This is a genomic window from Streptomyces sp. NBC_00259, from assembly GCF_036181745.1.
Classification (GTDB): domain Bacteria; phylum Actinomycetota; class Actinomycetes; order Streptomycetales; family Streptomycetaceae; genus Streptomyces; species Streptomyces pratisoli.
The window spans coordinates 3,570,136-3,587,968 of the sequence record NZ_CP108080.1 but is presented as its reverse complement, the minus strand read 5'-3'; the positions used below and the strand labels follow the sequence as shown (position 1 = coordinate 3,587,968).

Annotated in this window: 23 protein-coding genes and 2 tRNA genes; 6 read left to right on the top strand and 19 right to left on the bottom strand. The window is 70.0% G+C overall.

The window, feature by feature from the left end:
- Window positions 1-167 precede the first annotated feature (167 nt).
- On the top strand, window positions 168-1,826 hold the full coding sequence (locus OG766_RS15980) for a DoxX family membrane protein (RefSeq protein WP_328725625.1): 1,659 nt from the start codon (window positions 168-170) through the stop codon (window positions 1,824-1,826).
- Between the two features lie 149 nt (window positions 1,827-1,975).
- Here the strand turns inward: OG766_RS15980 and OG766_RS15975 are convergent, their stop codons facing one another.
- The 3 genes from OG766_RS15975 to OG766_RS15965 form a co-directional block, all read right to left on the bottom strand.
- Complete coding sequence (locus OG766_RS15975) at window positions 1,976-2,692, bottom strand: nucleotidyltransferase family protein (RefSeq protein ID WP_266379550.1); 717 nt, start codon at window positions 2,690-2,692, stop codon at window positions 1,976-1,978.
- Window positions 2,693-2,832: 140 nt separating this feature from the next.
- Window positions 2,833-3,273, bottom strand: a complete 441-nt coding sequence (locus OG766_RS15970; RefSeq protein ID WP_266379547.1) for a hypothetical protein — start codon at window positions 3,271-3,273, stop codon at window positions 2,833-2,835.
- A 243-nt stretch (window positions 3,274-3,516) separates the two neighbouring features.
- Window positions 3,517-4,653, bottom strand: coding sequence for an ABC transporter ATP-binding protein (locus tag OG766_RS15965; RefSeq protein WP_266379544.1), 1,137 nt, complete (start codon window positions 4,651-4,653; stop codon window positions 3,517-3,519).
- Window positions 4,654-4,836: 183 nt separating this feature from the next.
- Here OG766_RS15965 and OG766_RS15960 point away from each other — a divergent pair.
- Window positions 4,837-4,910: transfer RNA gene (locus OG766_RS15960), tRNA-Thr, on the top strand.
- A 71-nt stretch (window positions 4,911-4,981) separates the two neighbouring features.
- Here the strand turns inward: OG766_RS15960 and OG766_RS15955 are convergent.
- From OG766_RS15955 to OG766_RS15900, 12 genes are all read right to left on the bottom strand, one after another.
- On the bottom strand, window positions 4,982-6,133 hold the full coding sequence (locus tag OG766_RS15955; protein ID WP_328725624.1) for a tyrosine-type recombinase/integrase: 1,152 nt from the start codon (window positions 6,131-6,133) through the stop codon (window positions 4,982-4,984).
- A complete protein-coding gene (locus OG766_RS15950; RefSeq protein WP_328725623.1) occupies window positions 6,133-6,321 on the bottom strand; it encodes a helix-turn-helix domain-containing protein in 189 nt (62 codons plus the stop codon). Before OG766_RS15950 ends, OG766_RS15955 begins: the two co-directional genes overlap by 1 nt.
- Window positions 6,318-7,697 carry a replication initiator protein RepSA gene (gene repSA, locus OG766_RS15945; protein ID WP_328725622.1) on the bottom strand — a complete coding sequence of 460 codons (1,380 nt, stop codon included), beginning with the start codon at window positions 7,695-7,697 and terminating at the stop codon, window positions 6,318-6,320. Before repSA ends, OG766_RS15950 begins: the two co-directional genes overlap by 4 nt.
- On the bottom strand, window positions 7,694-8,011 hold the full coding sequence (locus OG766_RS15940; protein ID WP_328725621.1) for a hypothetical protein: 318 nt from the start codon (window positions 8,009-8,011) through the stop codon (window positions 7,694-7,696). The genes repSA and OG766_RS15940 overlap by 4 nt, the downstream gene beginning before the upstream one ends.
- A 4-nt stretch (window positions 8,012-8,015) precedes the next feature.
- Complete coding sequence (locus tag OG766_RS15935) at window positions 8,016-8,204, bottom strand: hypothetical protein (protein WP_328725620.1); 189 nt, start codon at window positions 8,202-8,204, stop codon at window positions 8,016-8,018.
- Window positions 8,205-8,296: 92 nt separating this feature from the next.
- Window positions 8,297-8,608, bottom strand: a complete 312-nt coding sequence (locus tag OG766_RS15930; RefSeq protein ID WP_328725619.1) for a SpdD-like protein — start codon at window positions 8,606-8,608, stop codon at window positions 8,297-8,299.
- A 24-nt stretch (window positions 8,609-8,632) separates the two neighbouring features.
- Window positions 8,633-8,788, bottom strand: coding sequence for a hypothetical protein (locus OG766_RS15925; protein WP_262006109.1), 156 nt, complete (start codon window positions 8,786-8,788; stop codon window positions 8,633-8,635).
- A 16-nt stretch (window positions 8,789-8,804) separates the two neighbouring features.
- Window positions 8,805-8,999: a mobile element transfer protein gene (locus OG766_RS15920; protein ID WP_328725618.1), complete on the bottom strand. Its 195-nt coding sequence runs from the start codon at window positions 8,997-8,999 to the stop codon at window positions 8,805-8,807.
- 20 nt (window positions 9,000-9,019) lie between these two features.
- Window positions 9,020-9,673 carry a DUF2637 domain-containing protein gene (locus tag OG766_RS15915; RefSeq protein WP_328725617.1) on the bottom strand — a complete coding sequence of 218 codons (654 nt, stop codon included), beginning with the start codon at window positions 9,671-9,673 and terminating at the stop codon, window positions 9,020-9,022.
- Window positions 9,674-9,760: 87 nt separating this feature from the next.
- Window positions 9,761-11,119 carry an FtsK/SpoIIIE domain-containing protein gene (locus tag OG766_RS15910; RefSeq protein ID WP_328725616.1) on the bottom strand — a complete coding sequence of 453 codons (1,359 nt, stop codon included), beginning with the start codon at window positions 11,117-11,119 and terminating at the stop codon, window positions 9,761-9,763.
- 2 nt (window positions 11,120-11,121) lie between these two features.
- A complete protein-coding gene (locus OG766_RS15905) occupies window positions 11,122-11,478 on the bottom strand; it encodes an SCO3933 family regulatory protein (protein ID WP_242338505.1) in 357 nt (118 codons plus the stop codon).
- Window positions 11,479-11,616: 138 nt separating this feature from the next.
- The gene (locus OG766_RS15900) at window positions 11,617-12,396 is read right to left on the bottom strand and encodes a GntR family transcriptional regulator (protein ID WP_328725615.1); all 780 of its coding nucleotides are present in this window, start codon (window positions 12,394-12,396) and stop codon (window positions 11,617-11,619) included.
- Window positions 12,397-12,414: 18 nt separating this feature from the next.
- Here OG766_RS15900 and OG766_RS15895 point away from each other — a divergent pair, with 18 nt between their 5' ends.
- Together OG766_RS15895 and OG766_RS15890 are read left to right on the top strand one after the other, a co-directional pair.
- Window positions 12,415-12,885, top strand: a complete 471-nt coding sequence (locus OG766_RS15895; RefSeq protein WP_328725614.1) for an NUDIX hydrolase — start codon at window positions 12,415-12,417, stop codon at window positions 12,883-12,885.
- A gap of 176 nt (window positions 12,886-13,061) precedes the next feature.
- Entirely contained in the window at window positions 13,062-13,265 is a 204-nt protein-coding gene (locus OG766_RS15890; RefSeq protein WP_328725613.1) for a hypothetical protein, read from the top strand.
- A 346-nt stretch (window positions 13,266-13,611) separates the two neighbouring features.
- On the opposite strand, the gene OG766_RS15885 is transcribed toward OG766_RS15890, so the two are convergent.
- Window positions 13,612-14,049 carry a hypothetical protein gene (locus OG766_RS15885; RefSeq protein ID WP_328725612.1) on the bottom strand — a complete coding sequence of 146 codons (438 nt, stop codon included), beginning with the start codon at window positions 14,047-14,049 and terminating at the stop codon, window positions 13,612-13,614.
- 250 nt (window positions 14,050-14,299) lie between these two features.
- On the opposite strand from OG766_RS15885, the gene OG766_RS15880 reads away from it, so the two are divergent.
- Complete coding sequence (locus tag OG766_RS15880) at window positions 14,300-14,461, top strand: hypothetical protein (protein ID WP_328725611.1); 162 nt, start codon at window positions 14,300-14,302, stop codon at window positions 14,459-14,461.
- Between the two features lie 129 nt (window positions 14,462-14,590).
- Here OG766_RS15880 and OG766_RS15875 read toward each other — a convergent pair.
- The 3 genes from OG766_RS15875 to OG766_RS15865 all read right to left on the bottom strand — a co-directional run bounded on the left by OG766_RS15875 (window position 14,591) and on the right by OG766_RS15865 (window position 16,784).
- Window positions 14,591-14,682, bottom strand: a tRNA-Ser gene (locus OG766_RS15875).
- A gap of 73 nt (window positions 14,683-14,755) precedes the next feature.
- Window positions 14,756-15,112, bottom strand: coding sequence for a helix-turn-helix domain-containing protein (locus OG766_RS15870; RefSeq protein ID WP_328725610.1), 357 nt, complete (start codon window positions 15,110-15,112; stop codon window positions 14,756-14,758).
- A 277-nt stretch (window positions 15,113-15,389) separates the two neighbouring features.
- On the bottom strand, window positions 15,390-16,784 hold the full coding sequence (locus tag OG766_RS15865) for an NAD(P)/FAD-dependent oxidoreductase (protein ID WP_328725609.1): 1,395 nt from the start codon (window positions 16,782-16,784) through the stop codon (window positions 15,390-15,392).
- Between the two features lie 74 nt (window positions 16,785-16,858).
- On the opposite strand from OG766_RS15865, the gene OG766_RS15860 reads away from it, so the two are divergent.
- Window positions 16,859-17,749: an aminoglycoside phosphotransferase family protein gene (locus tag OG766_RS15860; protein WP_266379538.1), complete on the top strand. Its 891-nt coding sequence runs from the start codon at window positions 16,859-16,861 to the stop codon at window positions 17,747-17,749.
- Window positions 17,750-17,833: the final 84 nt, after the last annotated feature.

Below are 17,833 nucleotides of genomic sequence, written 5' to 3'. Positions count from 1 at the left end.
CACGCCGTAACCATGCGGTGCACGCCGTATCCCATGCGGTGCACGGGGCCTTGTTCGGGGCTTGCCCGGGCCCCGTGAGGGCCGCGAAGAGGCGGTAACGATCTTGACGGGTCTCGGACATTTCGGGGTCGTCAAGGCAGTGTCCTAAGTACAGGTCACTCGGTTAGATGAGTGTGGACACCAGAACGCCCCGGCCCGGGTTCGACGATCAGCCATTCCTGAGCACGATCAAGGTGAACTGCGATCCCGCGCAGGTCATCGTGAACCACGCCAGCTTCCGGGTGAAGCTCGGCCCGAGTCAGACCAGGCGCCCTGTCCGGGGCGACCTGGCCGACACCGCCTGGATCCCCGCCCTGGCCGGCGCCGGCGCCGTGGCGCGCCGCCGGGCACCCGTCGTATGGAGCGGGAAGTCCGCTCCGGGCGACCCCGGGGCGACCGGTCTCCTGCAGGCCGTACGCACCTCCGGAGCCGGGTTCGGCGACCGCAGCGGCTACGACGACCGCAATGGGTTCGGCGACCGCAATGGGCTCGACGACCGCAGCGGCTACGACGGCGGCGCCGCCACACAGGTCATCCCCCGTGTCGACACGGCCTCAGCCACCGACACCATGCCCACACCCGTCATCGGCGCCCCCCGCCGGGAACCCCTGCTGCCCCCGATGCGGCACGCGGAAGGCGCGTACGACGCCTACGAGCCGTACGGCGAAGAGGCCGAGGAAGTCACCCACTTCGGCCACGACGACACCGGCGGACGGCACGCGGCGCCCGGCGGCGCCGTCCGGCACGCCTACTACCCCGGCCGCCGGATGAACCTCGGCGTCGTCCTCCTCCCGCTGCGCGTCTTCCTCGGCTTCATCTCCATCTACGCCGGCATGGGCAAGCTCTGCGACCCCGTCTACTTCGACGGCGGCGAACGCGGCTCCATGGTCAAGTGGCTGACCAACCTGGAGCCGTGGACCCTCGCCGAGCCCCTGCGCGACTTCGCGCTCGCGCACCCGGTGGGCGCCGGCCTCACCGTCGCCTTCCTGCAGGTCGTCGTCGGCGTACTCACCGTCCTCGGCCTCTGGCAGCGCGTCGCGGCCGTCGTCGGCGCACTGCTCTCCGCCGCGCTGATCATGACCGTCAGCTGGCGGACCGTCCCGGTGTACGACGCACCGGACATCATGAACCTCGCCGCATGGTCGCCCCTGATCATCGCCGGCGCCCCCGTCTACTCCGTGGACGGCCGCCTCGCGGGCGAGGCCTGGCGCAAGCTCGGCCCGCGTTCCGAACTGTGGGAACTGCGGCGCCGCGTGCTGCGGCGCGGCGGGGTCCTCGCCGCCGTCGTCGTCGGACTGACCCTGCTGGTCGGCTCGATCCTCGGCGGAGCCGTACGGTCCACGGAGCTCGTGACCGTCCCCGGTCCGAACGTCGACCCGACCAACCACCTCCCCGGCGCCCCGCTGCCGAGCGAATCGGGCCGCCGCAGCCCCTCCGGCGAGGCGGAGCGGCGCGCCGAGCCGTCCAGGACGGAGTCGAGCAGCCCGGCGGCCGAGCGGACCGAGCCGTCCGAAACGGTCAGCGAGAGCGGCAGCGTCGGTGAGGCGGGCAGGCCGAGCGAGTCCCAGGGCACGGACGGGCAGCAGTCGCCGTCCCAGTCGGAGCCCGTGAACCCGCCGTCCGGCAGCTCAGGCCCCTCCTCGACCGGAGGCGGCAGCGAGCCGGGCACCTCGGGCGGCGGCGGAGGCGGCGGTACGGGCGGGTCCGACAACGGCGGCTCCGGCGGCGGCAGCGGCGGCAGCTCCGGCGGAGGCAACCGGAACCCGATCGGCGGCCTCCTGGGCTGATCCGGGCGAAGGCGGTCGGTCGGGGCGGTCGGGGCGGCCACCGGGCATCGAGGCCCGGTGACCGCCCCGACGTCGTGTCTGCTCAGCGAGCATGATCAGAGCCTGCTGGCCAGGGCTCGTTGGTCAGGGCCCGAGGTCCGGATCCGTACTCAGGAACCGTGCGCGGTGAGTTCCTTCGCCGCCTCGGTGAGGTCCTTGGCCGTGTCGATCGCCCGCCAGTACGCCCCCTGCGGCAGCGGAAAGCCGGCCAGGGAACGCTCCCGTGCCAGCCGGGGGAACGTCGTGCGCTCATGGTCGCCCTGGTCGGGCAGCAGGTGCGTGAAGGCCGCAGAGAAGACGTACACGCCCGCGTTGATGAGATACGGCGACGGGGGCGACTCGATGAAGTCCAGAACATGACCGAACTCGTCCGTCTCCACGGCGCCCCACGGAATGCGCGGCCGGGCCAGGGCGAGGGTCGCGGTGGCATCCCGTTCCGCATGGAACTCGGCCATCTCGCGCAGCGAGAAACGTGTCCAGATGTCGCCGTTCGTGGCGTACCAGGGCTGGTCGGGGTGGGGAAGGCTCCTGGCGGCGTACTTCAGGCCGCCGCCCCGGCCCAGCGGCTCCGCCTCGACGACGGTCGTGACTCGGAGCGGCAGCACGGCGCTGTCCAGCCACTCCTGCAGCACCTCGGCGAGGTGACCGCAGGAGACCACGGCGTCCGTCACACCCTCGGCGGCCAGCCAGGAAAGCTGATGGCCGATGATCGGGGTCCCCGTGCCGGGGATCTCGACCATCGGCTTGGGCCGGTCGTCGGTGTACGGGCGCAGCCGTGAGCCCTGGCCACCTGCCAGGACCACGGCCTGAGTCGGATACGTATGCATACGGGCACGATATGCGGGCCCCCGCGAACCGTCGCGCGCCGTGCGTGGCCCGCGCGCCTCGTGCGGGCTCGCTCTCCTCGCGCGCCTTCGTGCGGCTCGTGCGGCTCGCGTACGGGCGCGCCCGGTCACGTACGTCCGTGTCAGCTGCCCCAGTTGCCCTGCGCCTGCTGCGAGACACCGGCGGCGAAGGACGTGTCGCAGACGGGCCGGGAGAACGACTGCGCACGCGTCGGGCCGTAACGGGCCACGGCGGCGCGCCCGAGGTCCCTCGCGATCTCGATGCAGTGGCGGGCGAGCGACGGGCGCCCCTCGACCGCGCGCTGGAGGTTCGTGAGCGCGACGCCCGGGTCCTTCTGCTGCAGGTCCGTCAGCAGCTTCTCGCGCAGAACGTCCTGCGGAGCACGGGACTTGGCGCGGACCGGTACATTCTCGGTGGACGCGGTGGACGCGGTGAGCATCTGGGACTCGGTGTTGCGCCCTGCCCACGGGACGCTGGTGACCGCGAGAGTTCCGGAGAGCACCAGGACGACGGGCAGGACGAGGGCAAGAGTGCGGCCGATACGGCGAGCGGTGTGGGTCACGGGGCGAGCGTAGCGGGCGGTAGTGATTTGGCGACATTTAGTCACCCTTGCGAGGGATGGTTCGAGGGATTCTTTCGAATCGCAGGTTGACGAGGGTATGTGAATTGCCCGGTATGCCGGGGTATTTATCGACATCCGTAAACGCCGAACGGCCCCCTTGCTTCCGCAAGGGGGCCGTTCACGTCAGGCGCCGGAGAACCGGACCGCCCTGTCCGCCCGGTCGGCCGATCTGCCGTCCTGGCGTCAGTCGCTGAGGCGCTCGCCCGTCGACGTCGAGAACACGTGCGTCTCGCCCGGCCGCGGCACGACGTGCAGCTGCGAGCCCTTGTCCGGCACGGAGCGGCCGTTCACCCGGACCACCAGGTCCTTCTTCTCGCCGCCGACCTCGGCCGTGCCGTACACGTAGCCGTCCGCGCCGAGCTCCTCGACGACGTTCACGGTCACGGCCAGGCCGGCCGGGGCGTCCTCGGTGTCCTTCGACAGCGTCTTGGCGGCGGCGCCGCCGTGCTCGACCACGTCGAAGTGCTCGGGCCGCACGCCGACGGTCACGGTCCGGTCGCCCTTGTCAGCGGCAGCGGACAGCGCCTCGCGGCTGACCGGGACGACGCTGTTGCCGAACTTCACACCACCGTCGGTGATCGGCACCTCGACCAGGTTCATGGCTGGCGAACCGATGAAGCCCGCGACGAACAGGTTCGCCGGGCGGTCGTACATGTTCCGCGGCGAGTCGACCTGCTGCAGCAGACCGTCCTTCAGCACGGCGACCCGGTCGCCCATCGTCATGGCCTCGACCTGGTCGTGCGTGACGTACACGGTGGTGATGCCGAGACGGCGCTGCAGCGACGCGATCTGCGTACGCGTCGAGACACGGAGCTTCGCGTCGAGGTTCGACAGCGGCTCGTCCATGAGGAAGACCTGCGGCTCACGCACGATGGCACGGCCCATCGCCACGCGCTGCCGCTGACCACCGGACAGTGCCTTCGGCTTGCGGTCCAGGTACTCGGTCAGGTCGAGGATCTTCGCCGCCTCCTCGACCTTCTGCCGGATGAGGGCCTTGCTGACGCCGGCGATCTTGAGCGCGAAGCCCATGTTGTCGGCGACGGACATGTGCGGGTACAGCGCGTAGTTCTGGAACACCATGGCGATGTCCCGGTCCTTCGGCGGGAGGTGGGTGACGTCGCGGTCACCGATGCGGATCGCTCCGCCGTTGACGTCCTCGAGGCCGGCGAGCATACGCAGCGAGGTGGACTTGCCGCAGCCGGAGGGGCCGACGAGGACGAGGAACTCGCCGTCCTCGATCTCGATCTCGAGCCCGTCGACGGCGGGCTTCGTGGAGCCCGGGTAGATCCGGGTCGCCTTGTCGAAAGTGACAGTGGCCATGGGTGATGAATCCCTTCACCGGCAGGAACGTGCCGGACGATCCGAGTAAAGGAAGAATGGGTCTAGTCCACCTGAGTGAACTGCAGGCGACGCTACCTTGCGATTCCGGTTCTGTCAGCAGTCCGAAGGCGATGAAATTTTCGACCGGTGCGCTCGCTGATCCGGTTACACTCGTTCGGCAACGCCTCCTTAGCTCAGCTGGCCAGAGCACCGCTCTTGTAAAGCGGGGGTCGTCGGTTCGAACCCGACAGGGGGCTCAAGGGCGAAGACCCCCAACCGGTCATGGTTGGGGGTCTTTGACATCCACGGCTGACATCAACGGCGGCGGTCACTCACGGGCGGGCCGCCGCTTGAGCAGCCGGTCCATGTGGCTGATCGCCTCCCGCTGTGTGTCCTGCACCACATGCGTGTAGACGTCCATGGTCAGGCTGATCTGGCTGTGGCCGAGGATCTCCATCACGACACGGGGCGCGACCCCGGCGGCGGTGAGCAGAGTCGCGCAGCCGTGCCGGGCGTCGTGCAGCCGGACGAGTCGGAGACCGGCCGCTTCACTGACGCGGACGAAGGACCGGTGCACGTTCCGCGGCTCGATGGGCCGACCGGTGCGGGTGGCGAAGACGTAACTGTCAGGAGTCCAGCCGATGCCGCCGGCCGCGTACGCCGTCCTCTGCCGCATCCGGTGCCAGCGCAGGGGAGCGATGCACATGGCAGGCAGGGGCACGGCGCGGGACCGGCGGCCCTTGGTCTCGTCGTTGTAGAGCACCCCGCGTCGGCGCTGCACCTGCTGGCGGACCAGGAGGACGCGGTTCTCCAAGTCGATGTCCTGCCAGCGCAGACCGACGATCTCTCCACGGCGCAGGCCCATGGCGATGGCGAGCACGAAAGCCGCGTACAGCGGGTCTCGGCGGGCTTCGGCGAGGAAGGTCAAGGTCTCGTCGAGGGACCACGGGCTCAGCTCGCGGGGGGTGGGCCGTGGAGGCTCCACGAGCTTCGCCACGTTTCGGGTGATCAGTTCCTCGCGGCAGGCGGCGGAGAGTGCCGTACGCAGGACGCGATGCGATTCCTTGGCAGTCGCCGCGGTGGTCTTCTTCTCCAGCTGGAGGAGGAAGCGGCGGACGTCGGGAGCGCTCAGGGACTCCAACCGCTTCGTGCCGAGCATCGGGGCGAGGTAGAGGCGCACATGTGCTTCGTACTTGTCGTACGTGCTGAGCTTGCGGCGCGGCTTGACCACGCTGTCCAGCCAGTACGTCAGCCACTCGGCGAGCTTGGCCGACCGAGTGGGTACCGGGGTGCCGCTCGCCACCTTGTCGAGGAGGTCACGGCGCTTGGCGTCGCACTCCGCCCAGGTCTTGCCGTAGGCGAACTTCCGGGCGCGGGTGCCGTCCGGCTGGAGGACGTAGACGGCGGCCTGGAAGCGGCCGTCCTTGCGCTTGGTGATCGTGCCCGCGCCGTTCGGGTTGCGCTTGCGCTGCGTCGCCATCAGGCAGCCTCCTCGATCTCTCGGACGATGAAGTCGCGTATGGCGTCGGCCGGGATGCGTCGGGACCGGCCGATGGTGATGGAGGTCAGTCGGCGCGACCGGATCAGGTCGTAGACCGTGGAGCGTCCGAGCTTGAGCCGCGCCATGACCTCGGGCACGGTCAGCAGTTCGCCGGTGGCGGTGGTCATGCGGTGGCTCCTTCCAGGGCGAGTTGGTCTTGCAGGGCTTCGCGGGCGGTTTCGCGGTTGAGCTGGAGGTCTCTGGCGATCGAAGCGGCGAGGACGGATTCGCCGGGGGTGTGGCCGTGTCCGGCGTACTCCCATGAGGCGAGGACGAGCACGGTGTCCGGGTCGCCGAGGGCTTCTTGTTCCTGGGCGGCGCGGTAGTCGGCGCGGATCTGGCGGAGGGCGCCGAGGGTGGTGGAGTAGCGGCGGGACTTGGTGGAGAAGTGGCCGCGGAAGCCGAGCATGTGGGCCCAGGTGCCCAGCTTCCGGTCCGGGTAGAGCGGGGCGAGGTCGAGGCAGGCCTCGATGAGGCGGCGCGGGTGGTCGGGCACGTCCAGGAGGTGGAGGACTTCCCGGTTCCCGATGCGGCGGTCGAGGCTGCCGGTCGACTCGGCGGCCTTGGTGGCGTACTTGGCGACGTAGGAGGCGACAGCCTGCTCGGTGATGTCGGAGCCGTCGCCGAAGGCTTTGACCGGGCGGATGTCGAGCTGGCGGCCCCAGCGGAAAGGCCGGCGGGGCTGGTCTCCGGCGGCTGGGACGGTGATCGAGGTGTAGGAGTGGGTGACGGCGGCGCGGATCGCATCGGTGAGCAGCTGCACGGTGGCCCAGGAGGGCGGTGCCGTGTCGGGGCCGTCCGGTCCGTCGAGGCGGATCACGGCGTGGAAGTGGATCGCGCCGCGCTTCTGGAACTCGGCGACCTTGCCGTAGGAGACCCGCAGTGCGTCTTTCAGGTCGCGTTGGGTGAGTCCGGCGCGGGCGGCGAGTTCGCGGCGGAGCCGGGTGGTGAAGCGCTGCCACAACTGGCCAGCGTGGTTGTTGAACAGGACCGTCCCGGCGTAGTCGTAGGTGGCCGGGTCGAGGGCGGTACCCAGGGCGGGGTCGTTCTCGGCGTGCCGGGTGCCGCAGCGGCAGACGCCGCGGTCGGGGCGGTTGTGCACCGGGCCGAACGACGGCGCGGTGAAGGTGGCGAAGACCCGGGCGTGGTCGCGGACGGTGGCGGGAATGTCTTTGGACTCGTCACCGGCCAGGCCCGCGCGGATCAGGTGGTAGGTGTCCCCGGCGTAGGTGTAGGCGCAGGAGGGACAGCGGGAGGCCCGGCGGTTGCCGCAGGCGACGCGGAGGCGTCCGTCCGGCTCGGTGTCGGTCGAGTACCGGCGCAGCGTCTCACCGGTCACGCGGTCTTTGGCGAGCGTCCAGCCGGTGAGGTGGATCGGGTCGGAGCAGCCGCCGGTGCGGTGCACCTGGTCCTTCCAGCGGTCGAAGCCGGGGGACCCGGCCACCCGGAGGATGTCTCCCAGGGTGGCCGGGTCCAGGCCCGCCAGGGTGGCGGTGTCGGTCACGCGCTCACCACCCAAACGGCGGGGGCAAAGACCGTGTAGACGCGAAGGGAGATCCTGCCGAGCGGCGCCGTGAACAACAGCTTTGTGTCGTCGCCGCGTTCGGTGATCAACACGTCTGCGGGGTCGATGTGGAGGGCTTGACGCCACGCTTCGAGCTCGCTCGGGCTGTCGAGCAGGACGTGAGCCTCACCGGGAGTGATGCCACTGGTGGTGATGTAGGCACCCGGCAGGGCCTGGTGTGTCTCGGCCAAGCGGGCCAGGGCAGTGAGCAGCGCGGCTTGCATACCCAGCGGGTTGTTCAGCGACTCGTTCATGCGCTCACCTCCCCGCCGGTGCCGTCAGCGCACGGCGCGCGGACTGGGTGCCGGTGCCGTGGCAGGTCGGGCAGTGGGCGGCGATGGTGCGGAGGTTGCCGTGTCGGTCGCGGCCGCCGAGGGTGACCCTCACGGTGGGGAAGCCGTCGCAGTTCGAGCAGACCCGCACGGGTGCGGTCGTGGGCTGGGCCATGATGGGTGTTCCTTCCGGATCGGTTGGTTCGGGCAGGGGCACGGCTTCCGGGGCGGCGGATACTTGGCGGTTGAGACCGCCCCGGAGGCCGGTCAGCGGCGCTTGTGCTCGGTGGCGATCAGCGAGCGGACGACGAGCGCGCAGACGGCGACCGAGGCCGCGGTGACGGCGACCGCGAGGAGCATCGAGACCAGGACCGTGCCGACGACGAGCACGACGGCGGTGCCTCCGCCGACGAGGGCGAGCGCGGTGCCGGGCGTCAGCTGGACCGTGGGCCGGGCCGGTGCCGGCGGTGCGAGGGGTGCCGGGGCCGGGGTGTGCTGGACGATCGCGGTCGGCTCGACGGCGGGCGGGGTGACGATGCCGGTCGGTGTCGGCATGGTGGGGATCTTCGGGCGGAACATGGTTGGTTCTCCCTTCTGCGTGCGCTACTTGACGGCGGTGTCGATGACGGGGGCCAGGAGGCTGTCGGCGAGGAGGTAGCCGCCGAGGAGGAGCACGGCGACGAGCCACCACGGCGGGCGGATGAGCTTGATGCCGAGGGCGCCGACGACGATCAGGGCGAGCCAGAGCGGTACGTCCATGGCGGTGATCTCCCGGTCAGTCGGTGATGCGGCAGCGGTGGGTGCGGGCGGCGAGCTGGGCGGCGGACTGGCTGGCGTAGTCGGCGGACCAGCCGCAGCGGTCGGCGGTGCAGACGGCGGCGTGCTTGGTGCGGCCGTGCCGGTCGCGGTGGGTGCCGATCTGCACCGGGCCGATCCGCATCACGGAGTGGAAGTGGTCGCGGGCGGGCATGGTGGTGATCTCCTTTCGTTTCAAGCGAGTTGGACGGCGATGGCGGCGGCCATCGGTGCGGGGACACCGAGGCGGGCACGCAGGGTGTCGGTGTCGATCGGGCTACCGGTGCGGGCGCGGTGGTCGGCGGCGACCTTGCGGGCGTGGTCGACCAGCGCGGCCGGGACGGCGGGAGCCGGTTCGGGAGCGGGCTCGGGGGCTGCGGGCAGGGCCGGGGCAGGCTCCGAGGGCTCGACGGGGGCAGGCTCAGCGGCGGGGGCCGGTTCGGCCGGCAGACTCTCGGTCGGCTCGGGTTCGGGGTCACGGTCGACCGCGGCCGGTGAGTGGGCGAGGAGTGTGCCGCCGAGGAAGGCGAGTGCGGGCCATCCGGCGATGCCGAAGCGCAGCCACGCGGGCGGGTGCTGGAGGTCGAGGAACCCGGCGGTGGCGACGTTCGCGCCGAGCGAGGCGACCAGTGCGATGAGGAACCAGCACCAGGCGAGCCGGGAGGGTCCGTCGTTGCGCAGCCGACGCCAGGCGGCGACCAGGAGCAGGTCGACACTGACCGGGTAGGCCCATGCCTTCCATCCGGTCTGCCCGGCAGCGGCGGCGAGGTCGTGCAGGTGGGCGAAGGACAGGGCCCCGGCGATCACGGCTTGCACCAGGACGGCGTCGACGCGGAGTGAGCGGGTCATGTCTTCACCTCCTTTGCAGGGCGTTTTGGGCATGGCGGGGGTAGGGACTTGGCGCGAGGCGGTCGCGCCGACCGGGGTGCGGGTGGATCAGGCGGAGGCGGGTGCCTCGGTCGGGGTCGGGATCTTGACGAGCGAGACCGTGGGCGGCAGTTCGGGCCGGAAGGCGGCGAAGCCGGGCAGCACGGGGGCGCGGTGGGCGTGCCGGTTGCAGGCGTTCACGGCCTGCCGCATCGAGGTGTGCGGAGTGCGGATGCGGGCCCAGCCGCCGGTCGAGTCGCCGGTGACGGCGAGGCCGGGGGTCTCGGTCGGGATGGAGATGGCGGCCAGGACGGCGTCGGGTGCGATGTCGCCGAAGGCCATGTTGGCGGAGGTTTCGTCGTTGACGCGGTGAGCGGTGCGGCCGGTGAGCTGGGCGCGGAGCATCGTGATGCCCTTGCCGAGTTCGGAGCCGAAGCGCTGTCCGCAGATCTCCAGATAGATGCCGGCAGCGCGGCCGAGCTGGGCGAGCCGCGCGAGCGCGGTGATGATCCGGTCGCGGCGCTTCTCCTCGTCCTTGGTGGCGAACAGGGCGAGTTCGGCGACCTCGTCGACGAGCAGGACGATCGGAGTGGGACGCAGATGGTCGGGCAGGTCCCAGATGTCGGCGGCGATCTCCGCGTCCGGGACGTCTGCGGTGATGCGCTGTTCGGCCCGGATCAGCTGGTAGACGCCCTCCATGTGCGCGACGAGCGCGTCGAGGAGTTCGGCGGCGGTGTCGGGGTTGTCGGCGAGAGCGGAGAAGCGGCGGGCCAGCGGGAACAGCTCCACACCCTGTTTGCAGTCGATGCCGACCAAGGCCACCTCGTGCGCGGCGAGTTCGGCGACCAGGTTGCGCTGGTAGACGGACTTGCCGGACTTCGTGGCGCCGAGGGTCAGGGCGTGCGGGGTGCTGCGGTAGTCGCGGTAGTGGACGGCCCCGTCCTCGCGCAGGGCGACGGGGACGCGCATCGGGGCGTTGTCGACCTTGGCGGGCATCTGCACCCGGGCGAGTACGTCGTAGCCGGTCATCCGCAACTCGACGACACCCGAACGCAGTTCGCAGGACGTGACGCCGTACATCGCGAACGAATGCCGCAGCCGGTCGCACGCGGCTGCCACGTCGAAGGCGTCCTGACCGGGCCGTAGCCCCAGCCGTAAGACGAGACCCGTCCGAGTCGGGCGAAGCCGCAGGATGCGCGGCGGACGCGATTCGGGAGCGGGCCGGTTGGCCATCCGGGCGATGGCGAGCCGCCAGCGCGGCGGGGGGACGGTCAGCCCGCACGCCTCCATGACCGAGCTGTAGTGGACCAGGACCCGCAGCGTGGCCAGGACGACCCCGAAGGTGAGCCAGTACCAGGCGGGGCGCCGCCACCGCAGAAGACCCGCGGTGACGACGACCAGCGTCAGGAGGGCGGTCAGCCAGGACATGATCAGGCCGCCTTGGGCTTCGTGGCACCGGCTGCGAGCGACGTGACGGCGACCGCGCGGAACGCGATGCCGTGACGGCGCTGGCCGTTGAACTCGTTCTCCCACGGCCGGGCGATCAGTCCGGTGAGGGCGACCGGGGTGCCCATGGCCAGATCACCGGAGATGCCGGTCTCGGGCACGGTCACCGAAAGGATCTCCACCTCACCGTTCGCCGCGAACATCACGTCCACGGTCGACAGCGCGGCGCCGGTCTCGGCATCCATCGCGCGCTCGCCGGTACGGCGGTCCTTCACCTTGGGCTGCGGGGGCTGGGCCACCATCACGGTGGCGGCGTTGGTGTCGACGGGGATCTGACGCACAGAGATCACTCCTCTAGAAGTGCTGGACTCTGTCACTCATGTACATGAGTGACATGAAGAAGAGTGCCTGACTCCTATACATGAGTCAACCCGCCTGGACGAAGAAGTCCGGGCGGGTTGTGCGGAGTTGAGCGAGCGTCAGTCGCTGGCAGGGATCCGGTACTGGAAAACGAACTGATCAGCGGCCATGAGGGTGTCGCAGACCTCGACGACGCGGCCCGCTTCGGTCACCGCGTTGCGGATGAGGTGGACGACGGGTGCGCCGGGGCTCAGGGCCAACTCGGACGCCTCGGCCTTGGAGGCCGGCCGGGCCGTGAGGGTCTCGACGAACTCGGCGAAGACATGACCGTCATCCTCGAGGCGGGCGTAGATGCCCCCGGGGCCCGGGTTCTCGCCGAACAGCTCGGGGATGTCCTTGACCACGTCCCACGGCAGGTATGAGCTAGCCGTCTCCACGGGTGTCCCGTTGCGGAAGTAGAGCCGCCGACGCGCGAGCACCTGGGCGCCGGCCTCGACGCCGAGCCGTTCCGCGATCTCCTCGGGGGCCTCCATCGGGCCGATGTAGAGGACGCTCACCTTGGCCGTCGCGCCGGACTGCTCGGACTCCGCCAGATAGGCAGCCTTGCCGCCACGACGATGCGAAGCTCGGAAGCGGTCCGACGACCGCAGCCGCACCGGCGGCCGATCCATCACGATCGAGCCCTTGCCGTGGCGGGTCTCCACCAGGCCACTGGCCCGGACCTCCACCATCGCCTTGCGAATCGTTCCACTGGCTACGCCGTAGCGCTCGACCAGCTCCGACTCACTCGGCACCATGTCACCAGGCTTCAGGACACCAGCCCGGATCTGCTGAACGATCTCGTCGGCGATCTGAACGTACCGAGGTACGGCCCTGCCACCTCCTACCGCTGTTCCCATAGTCCTTCTCACTCTCCTATGCTCCTGTACATGAGTACGGGTTCCCCGCAGCACAAGTCAACGCCTCTCCACTCCGTGTCCGTGGCAGGGGCGGTCGTGCGCGAAGACGGCCGGCTACTCGCGATCCGCCGGGCTGACAACGGAACTTGGGAGCTGCCGGGTGGCGTCCTCGAACTCACCGAGGCCCCCGAGGACGGCGTAGCGCGGGAAGTCTGGGAAGAGACCGGCATCCGCGTCGAGGTCGACGAGCTGACCGGGGTCTACAAGAACATGACGCGAGGCATCGTGGCCTTGGTGTTCCGGTGCAAGCCTTCGGGTGGCATCGAGCGAACCTCTTCGGAGTCCACGGCAGTTGACTGGCTCACGCCCGACGAAGTCGCCGAGCGGATGGCCGAGGTCTACGCAGTCCGCCTGCTCGATGCCCTTGACGGACACGGACCCCACGTGCGGAGCCACGACGGCCAACGGTTGCTGGAGGCTTCGGCATGACTAGCAGCGCAAGACTCCCCAAGCCCAGGCCCTTGCGCGAGCTGGAAGACGTGCACGACTTCCTTGACGACGTGCGCCTACGGCCAGGCGTGTACGTGCGAGGCCGTTCCGTCTTGCACCTTCAGTCGATCCTGCACGGGTACAGCGTCGCCTGCGAGATCCACGGAGCTCCGGCGATGACGGACTTCGATCACTGCGGGCCGTTCAGCGAGTGGCTTTGGCCTCGGCTCGGCATGCAGTACTCGAGCCCGCTCGGCTGGGCCGTCGAGATCGAACGGGCAGCTGAAGCAGCGGACATCCAGCCCCTGGACATGTTCTTCGACCTCCTGGACGAGTTCCGCGCCGGACGCGACAACGCCGCCCAGGAAGCTCCGCGGTAAGAGTTTCTCTACTTCATCAAGGCGGCTCGCTCCGCTCGCCGCGCGCGGCCCCGGCTCCAGCGCCGGGCCCCGACGCTCCTGTCTCCGCCCCGCTCCGGGCCCCGGCTCCGCCGGCCGCGCGGCTGGAGCGAGCACACCTGATGCAGTGGACGGTAGCCCGATGTGGCTGGGGCCGGTCGGCTCCACGGCTTTAGGCAGCCACCATGGGGCGAGCCTCGAAGATCGGGGCCCACATCGGGCTTTAGCGGGCAGGTCCACAGACTGCCCGAGTCGCGGCAAGCTTACGGGCCCCGATCTCTCGCCCCATGGCAGCTCCCGCCCAAAGCCGCTCCACCGACCTCGTCTCCTAGTGGCCGTAGATGTGCCCTCGCACCAGTGGGTCGTTCTCCAGGATGAAGTCCGACACCTTCCAGAACTCGTTCAGCTGCGGGTGCTGCAAGGCCGCTTCGCGATCGAGCTTGAGCCCGAAGAGCGGGCCATCGGGGTGGGCCAGGCCGGCGGTCACAAGCGTGGAGGCAGGCGTGGTCTGCCCCAACACCGGACCGATGCGGCAGGCGAAGGCGACGTGGTCACTCCACTGGTCAGATCCCCCGCCCCACGTCCCGAAGATGACGTCTATCCAGGCATCGTGGTCGCGGTCGGTGTGGTGGTAGCAGTTCGCGAAGTACACGGCGTGCGGAGCACCGTCGGCATAGATGAAGTCCCACGCTCGCTCGATGGGAGCATTGCAGCAGTCGCAGGTGAACTCGCGCGTTTGGCGGTCGGGACCGAAGGTCAGCAGCATGCGCACATGATGCTCGATCCCGCGAGAAGCGCTCCTGGCGGGTGCCGCGTGCCCCACGCGTGCCCGATCGGTCGGAGGCGGGCGGGGAACCACGGGGAACCAGAGTGACGACGGCACTCCCCCGCAGGTCAGCAAACTGCCAGGTCAGCCGTCACCCGCATACGGCGTCTTCCAAACTGGGGCTGACCATCCACGCGACCGCCACCAGGGGTAGCCTTCCCGTCCGTTCGAAGGTCACTGGAGGCTCCCTGTGCACACCACCGTTTTCCTGCTGCGCAGCGCGCTGGGCCTAGGTGGCGGTCTGGTGGGCATCTGGGAGCTGACCCGCCAGGCTTCGGGACCGGGCTGGAGGAAGCTGCGGGTCTTCTCTGCGGTGGCGGCTTTGATGCTCGCCGGGCTGCTCGCCTTCTAGAGATGGCCAGTCGACGTGCCCCTCCCGTGCCCGTTCGGACGGGAAACAGCGGGGAACAGCAGTCGCTGGCGGACAACGCTCACGAGAACGGCCCCTGACCGATTTACCTGGTCAAGAGCCGTTCACCTGCGGTGGGTGTGGGATTTGAACCCACGGTGACGTCGCCGCCACGACGGTTTTCAAGACTGATGACGGCGCGACTCTGCTAGTGAGACTCCACCATCCACGCGGCTATCCTCGCCAGCATGCCCCGTGGCGCGGCCGTGTGCTGACATGCTGGAGTAGAGGCGTGAGCTACTCAATGCCCTCTGACCTGTAGCTACGGGCAACCTCGACCAGGTCTGCCACCTTCTCTGGGGTGAGCCAGCTCGCCACTGCAACAAGCTGTCCGATTTCGTTCGCAGCCCGGTAGGGGGCGGGATGGTCTCGTGGCGGCTCGTCCGGAAGCCCGGCGATTACTTGCAGGTCGGCCGCCGATATTTCCAGTACGGGACTGATGTCCTGAACTATCTCAACGGATGGCAGCACCTTGCCTGATAGCAGCTGCTGAATCGTTGATTCGGCACGGCCTGACGCCCTACTGACAGCCCTTGGGGTCAGGCGGCGATTCTCCATCAGGCCCTGCAAGATCTCGGCGAACTGTCTCGTCATCTCCGGAGTACAGCAGCTGTTCCGCTGACATCCAATGCTGACATCAACGGCCACGGACGGCGGCAACAACCGGCAGCCACGTGTGGCACCGGTAGGCGAGGTGGGCCTCCAGCACGCCGGGGCGAGATCGAACTTGTAAAGCGGGGGTCGTCGGTTCGAACCCGACAGGGGGCTCCAGCGAAAAGACCCCCAGCCGATCAAGGCTGGGGGTCTTCGCGTACGACGAGGAACGGCCCCGCGGCGAGCATGCCGCGGGGCCGTTCGTGTGTCCGGGGTGTCAGTGCCGGCCGGAGATCCTGTCCGCGAGGGTGGCGATGCGGCTGGTGCGGGTCGTGTGGGCCGTGAGTTCGTGGCGGTCGGCGGTGCGGTAGGCCGCGTAGAGGGTGTGGACGCCGAGCCAGCGGAAGGGCTCGGGTTCCCACTTGCGGACCTTGTGGTTGACCCACGGGAGGGCGGTGAGGTCGGTGGGACCGGACTGGCCGGAGTCCTGCTGGATGAGGTCGCGCAGGGTGCGGGCGGCGAGGTTGGTGGTGGCGACGCCGGAGCCGACGTAGCCGCCGGCCCAGCCGAGGCCGGTCGAGCGGTCGAGGGTGACGGTGGCGCACCAGTCGCGGGGGACGCCGAGGACGCCGGACCAGGCGTGGGTGATGTCGGTTCCGGCGAGTTGGGGGAAGAGGCGGGTGAGGACGGTGCGCAGGGCGTCGACGGTGGCGGCCTGCGTGGTGCCGTCGTTGTCGGTGCGGGAGCCGTAGCGGTAGGGGATGCCGCGGCCGCCGAGGGCGATGCGGTTGTCGGCGGTGCGCTGGGCGTACATGTAGGCGTGGGCCATGTCGCCGAGGGTTTCGCGGCCGGACCAGCCGATCTGTGACCAGACGTCGTCGGGGAGGGGCGCCGTGGCGATCATGGAGGAGTTCATGGGGAGCCAGGTGCGGCGCTGGTGTGCGAGGGACGCGGTGAAGCCTTCGGTGCAGCGCAGGACGTAGGGGGCGCGGACCGTTCCGTACGGGGTGATCGCGTGTTTGGGCTTGATCTCCGTGACGGGGGTCGATTCGTGGATGGTGACGCCGAGTGCCTCGACGGCCGTCGCGAGTCCTTTGAGCAGTTTCACCGGGTGCAGACGGGCGCCGTGCGGGGTCCAGGTGGAGCCGACGGCTCCGGCGACGCGGACGCGGTCGGCGGTCTCGCGGGCGCCGTACAGTTCGCGGTCCTTCTCGCCGAAGGCGATTTCGGCGGCGTGGAAGTTCTTGAGACGGGTCAGCTGCGCGGGGTTGTGGGCGACTTCGAGGACGCCGCCCTGGTGGATGTCGGCGTCGATGTTCTCTTCGGCGGCGATGCGGACGACCTCGGCGACGGTGTCGTTCATGGCCTGCTGGAGGCGTACGGCGGCGTCGTGGCCGTGGAGGCGGGCATAGCGGTCGCGGCCGGCGATGCCGTTGTAGAGCCAGCCGCCGTTGCGTCCGGAGGCGCCGTATCCGCAGAACTTGGCTTCGAGGACGGTGATGTTGAGGAAGGGGACGGCCTTCTTGAGGTAGTACGCCGTCCACAGCCCGGTGTATCCGCCGCCGACGATGCAGACGTCGGCGGTCGCGTCGCCCGGCAGGGGCTCCCGGGGGGCGGGTATGCCGTCGTCCGCGTACCAGAAGGAGATGCCGCCGTTGATCGTGCTGGTCATGAGGCTGTTCGTACACCGGTGGCGGTTGGGCTGTCCAGGCTGGGGCGGGTGAGTGGCGGTCGTACGATCCGGGGGTGGTCGACATTCCGGACGAGCTGGTCGCGAAGCAGATCGAGTACAACGGGGAGGCGGGGCGCGCCTTCGTCGAGGCTCTGCCGGGGCGGGCGGCGGAGTTCATGGCGCGATGGGGGCTGCGGGTCACGGGGCCTTCGATGAGCGGGGTGGCGTCGCTGGTGCTGCCGGTGGTGCGGGTGGGCGACGGGACGCGTGCGGCGCTGAAGCTGCAGCTCCTGGACGAGGAGACGGAGGGCGAGCCGCTGGCGCTGCGGGTGTGGGACGGGGCCGGGGCGGTTCGGCTGCTGGACCATGACGCGGGTACGGGGACGATGCTGCTGGAGCGGCTGGACGAGGGGCGGCATCTGTCGGCGCTGCCGGACGGCCGGGAGGCGGTGCGGATCCTGGGGGAGCTGCTGGCGCGTCTGACGGCGGTGCCGGCCCCGCCGGTGGGGCTGCGGCGGTTGGGGGACATCGCGGCGCGGATGTCGGCGCGGGTGCCGGGGGCGGTGGCCGCGCTGGAGGATGAGGAGGAGCGGCGGCTGCTGCGGGACTGTGCGGCGGCGGTCCGGGAGGTGGCGGGGGAGCCCGGGGACCGGTTGCTGCACTGGGACCTGCACTACGACAACGTCCTGGCCGCCGAGCGGGAGCCGTGGCTGTCGATCGATCCGAAGCCGCTGGCGGGTGATCCGGGGTTCGAGCTGTTCCCGGCGCTGTGGAACCGTTTCGACGCGGACGACACGCTGTGGCGGTTCGATCTGCTGACGGAGCGGCTGGGCCTGGACCGGGCGCGGGCGCGGGCGTGGACGGTGGGCCGGGTGCTGCAGAACGGTCTGTGGCGGGTGTCGGAGGGTGCGGTGCGGCTGCCGGAGGAACAGGTCGCCATCGCTCGGATGCTTCTGGCGCGGTGAGGAGGGGTCCGCGCCGGACGGGAACACCCCGTCGGTCGTCGTCCAGGAGTTGTACCGGTCGACCGACGAGGCGCTCGTTGCTCG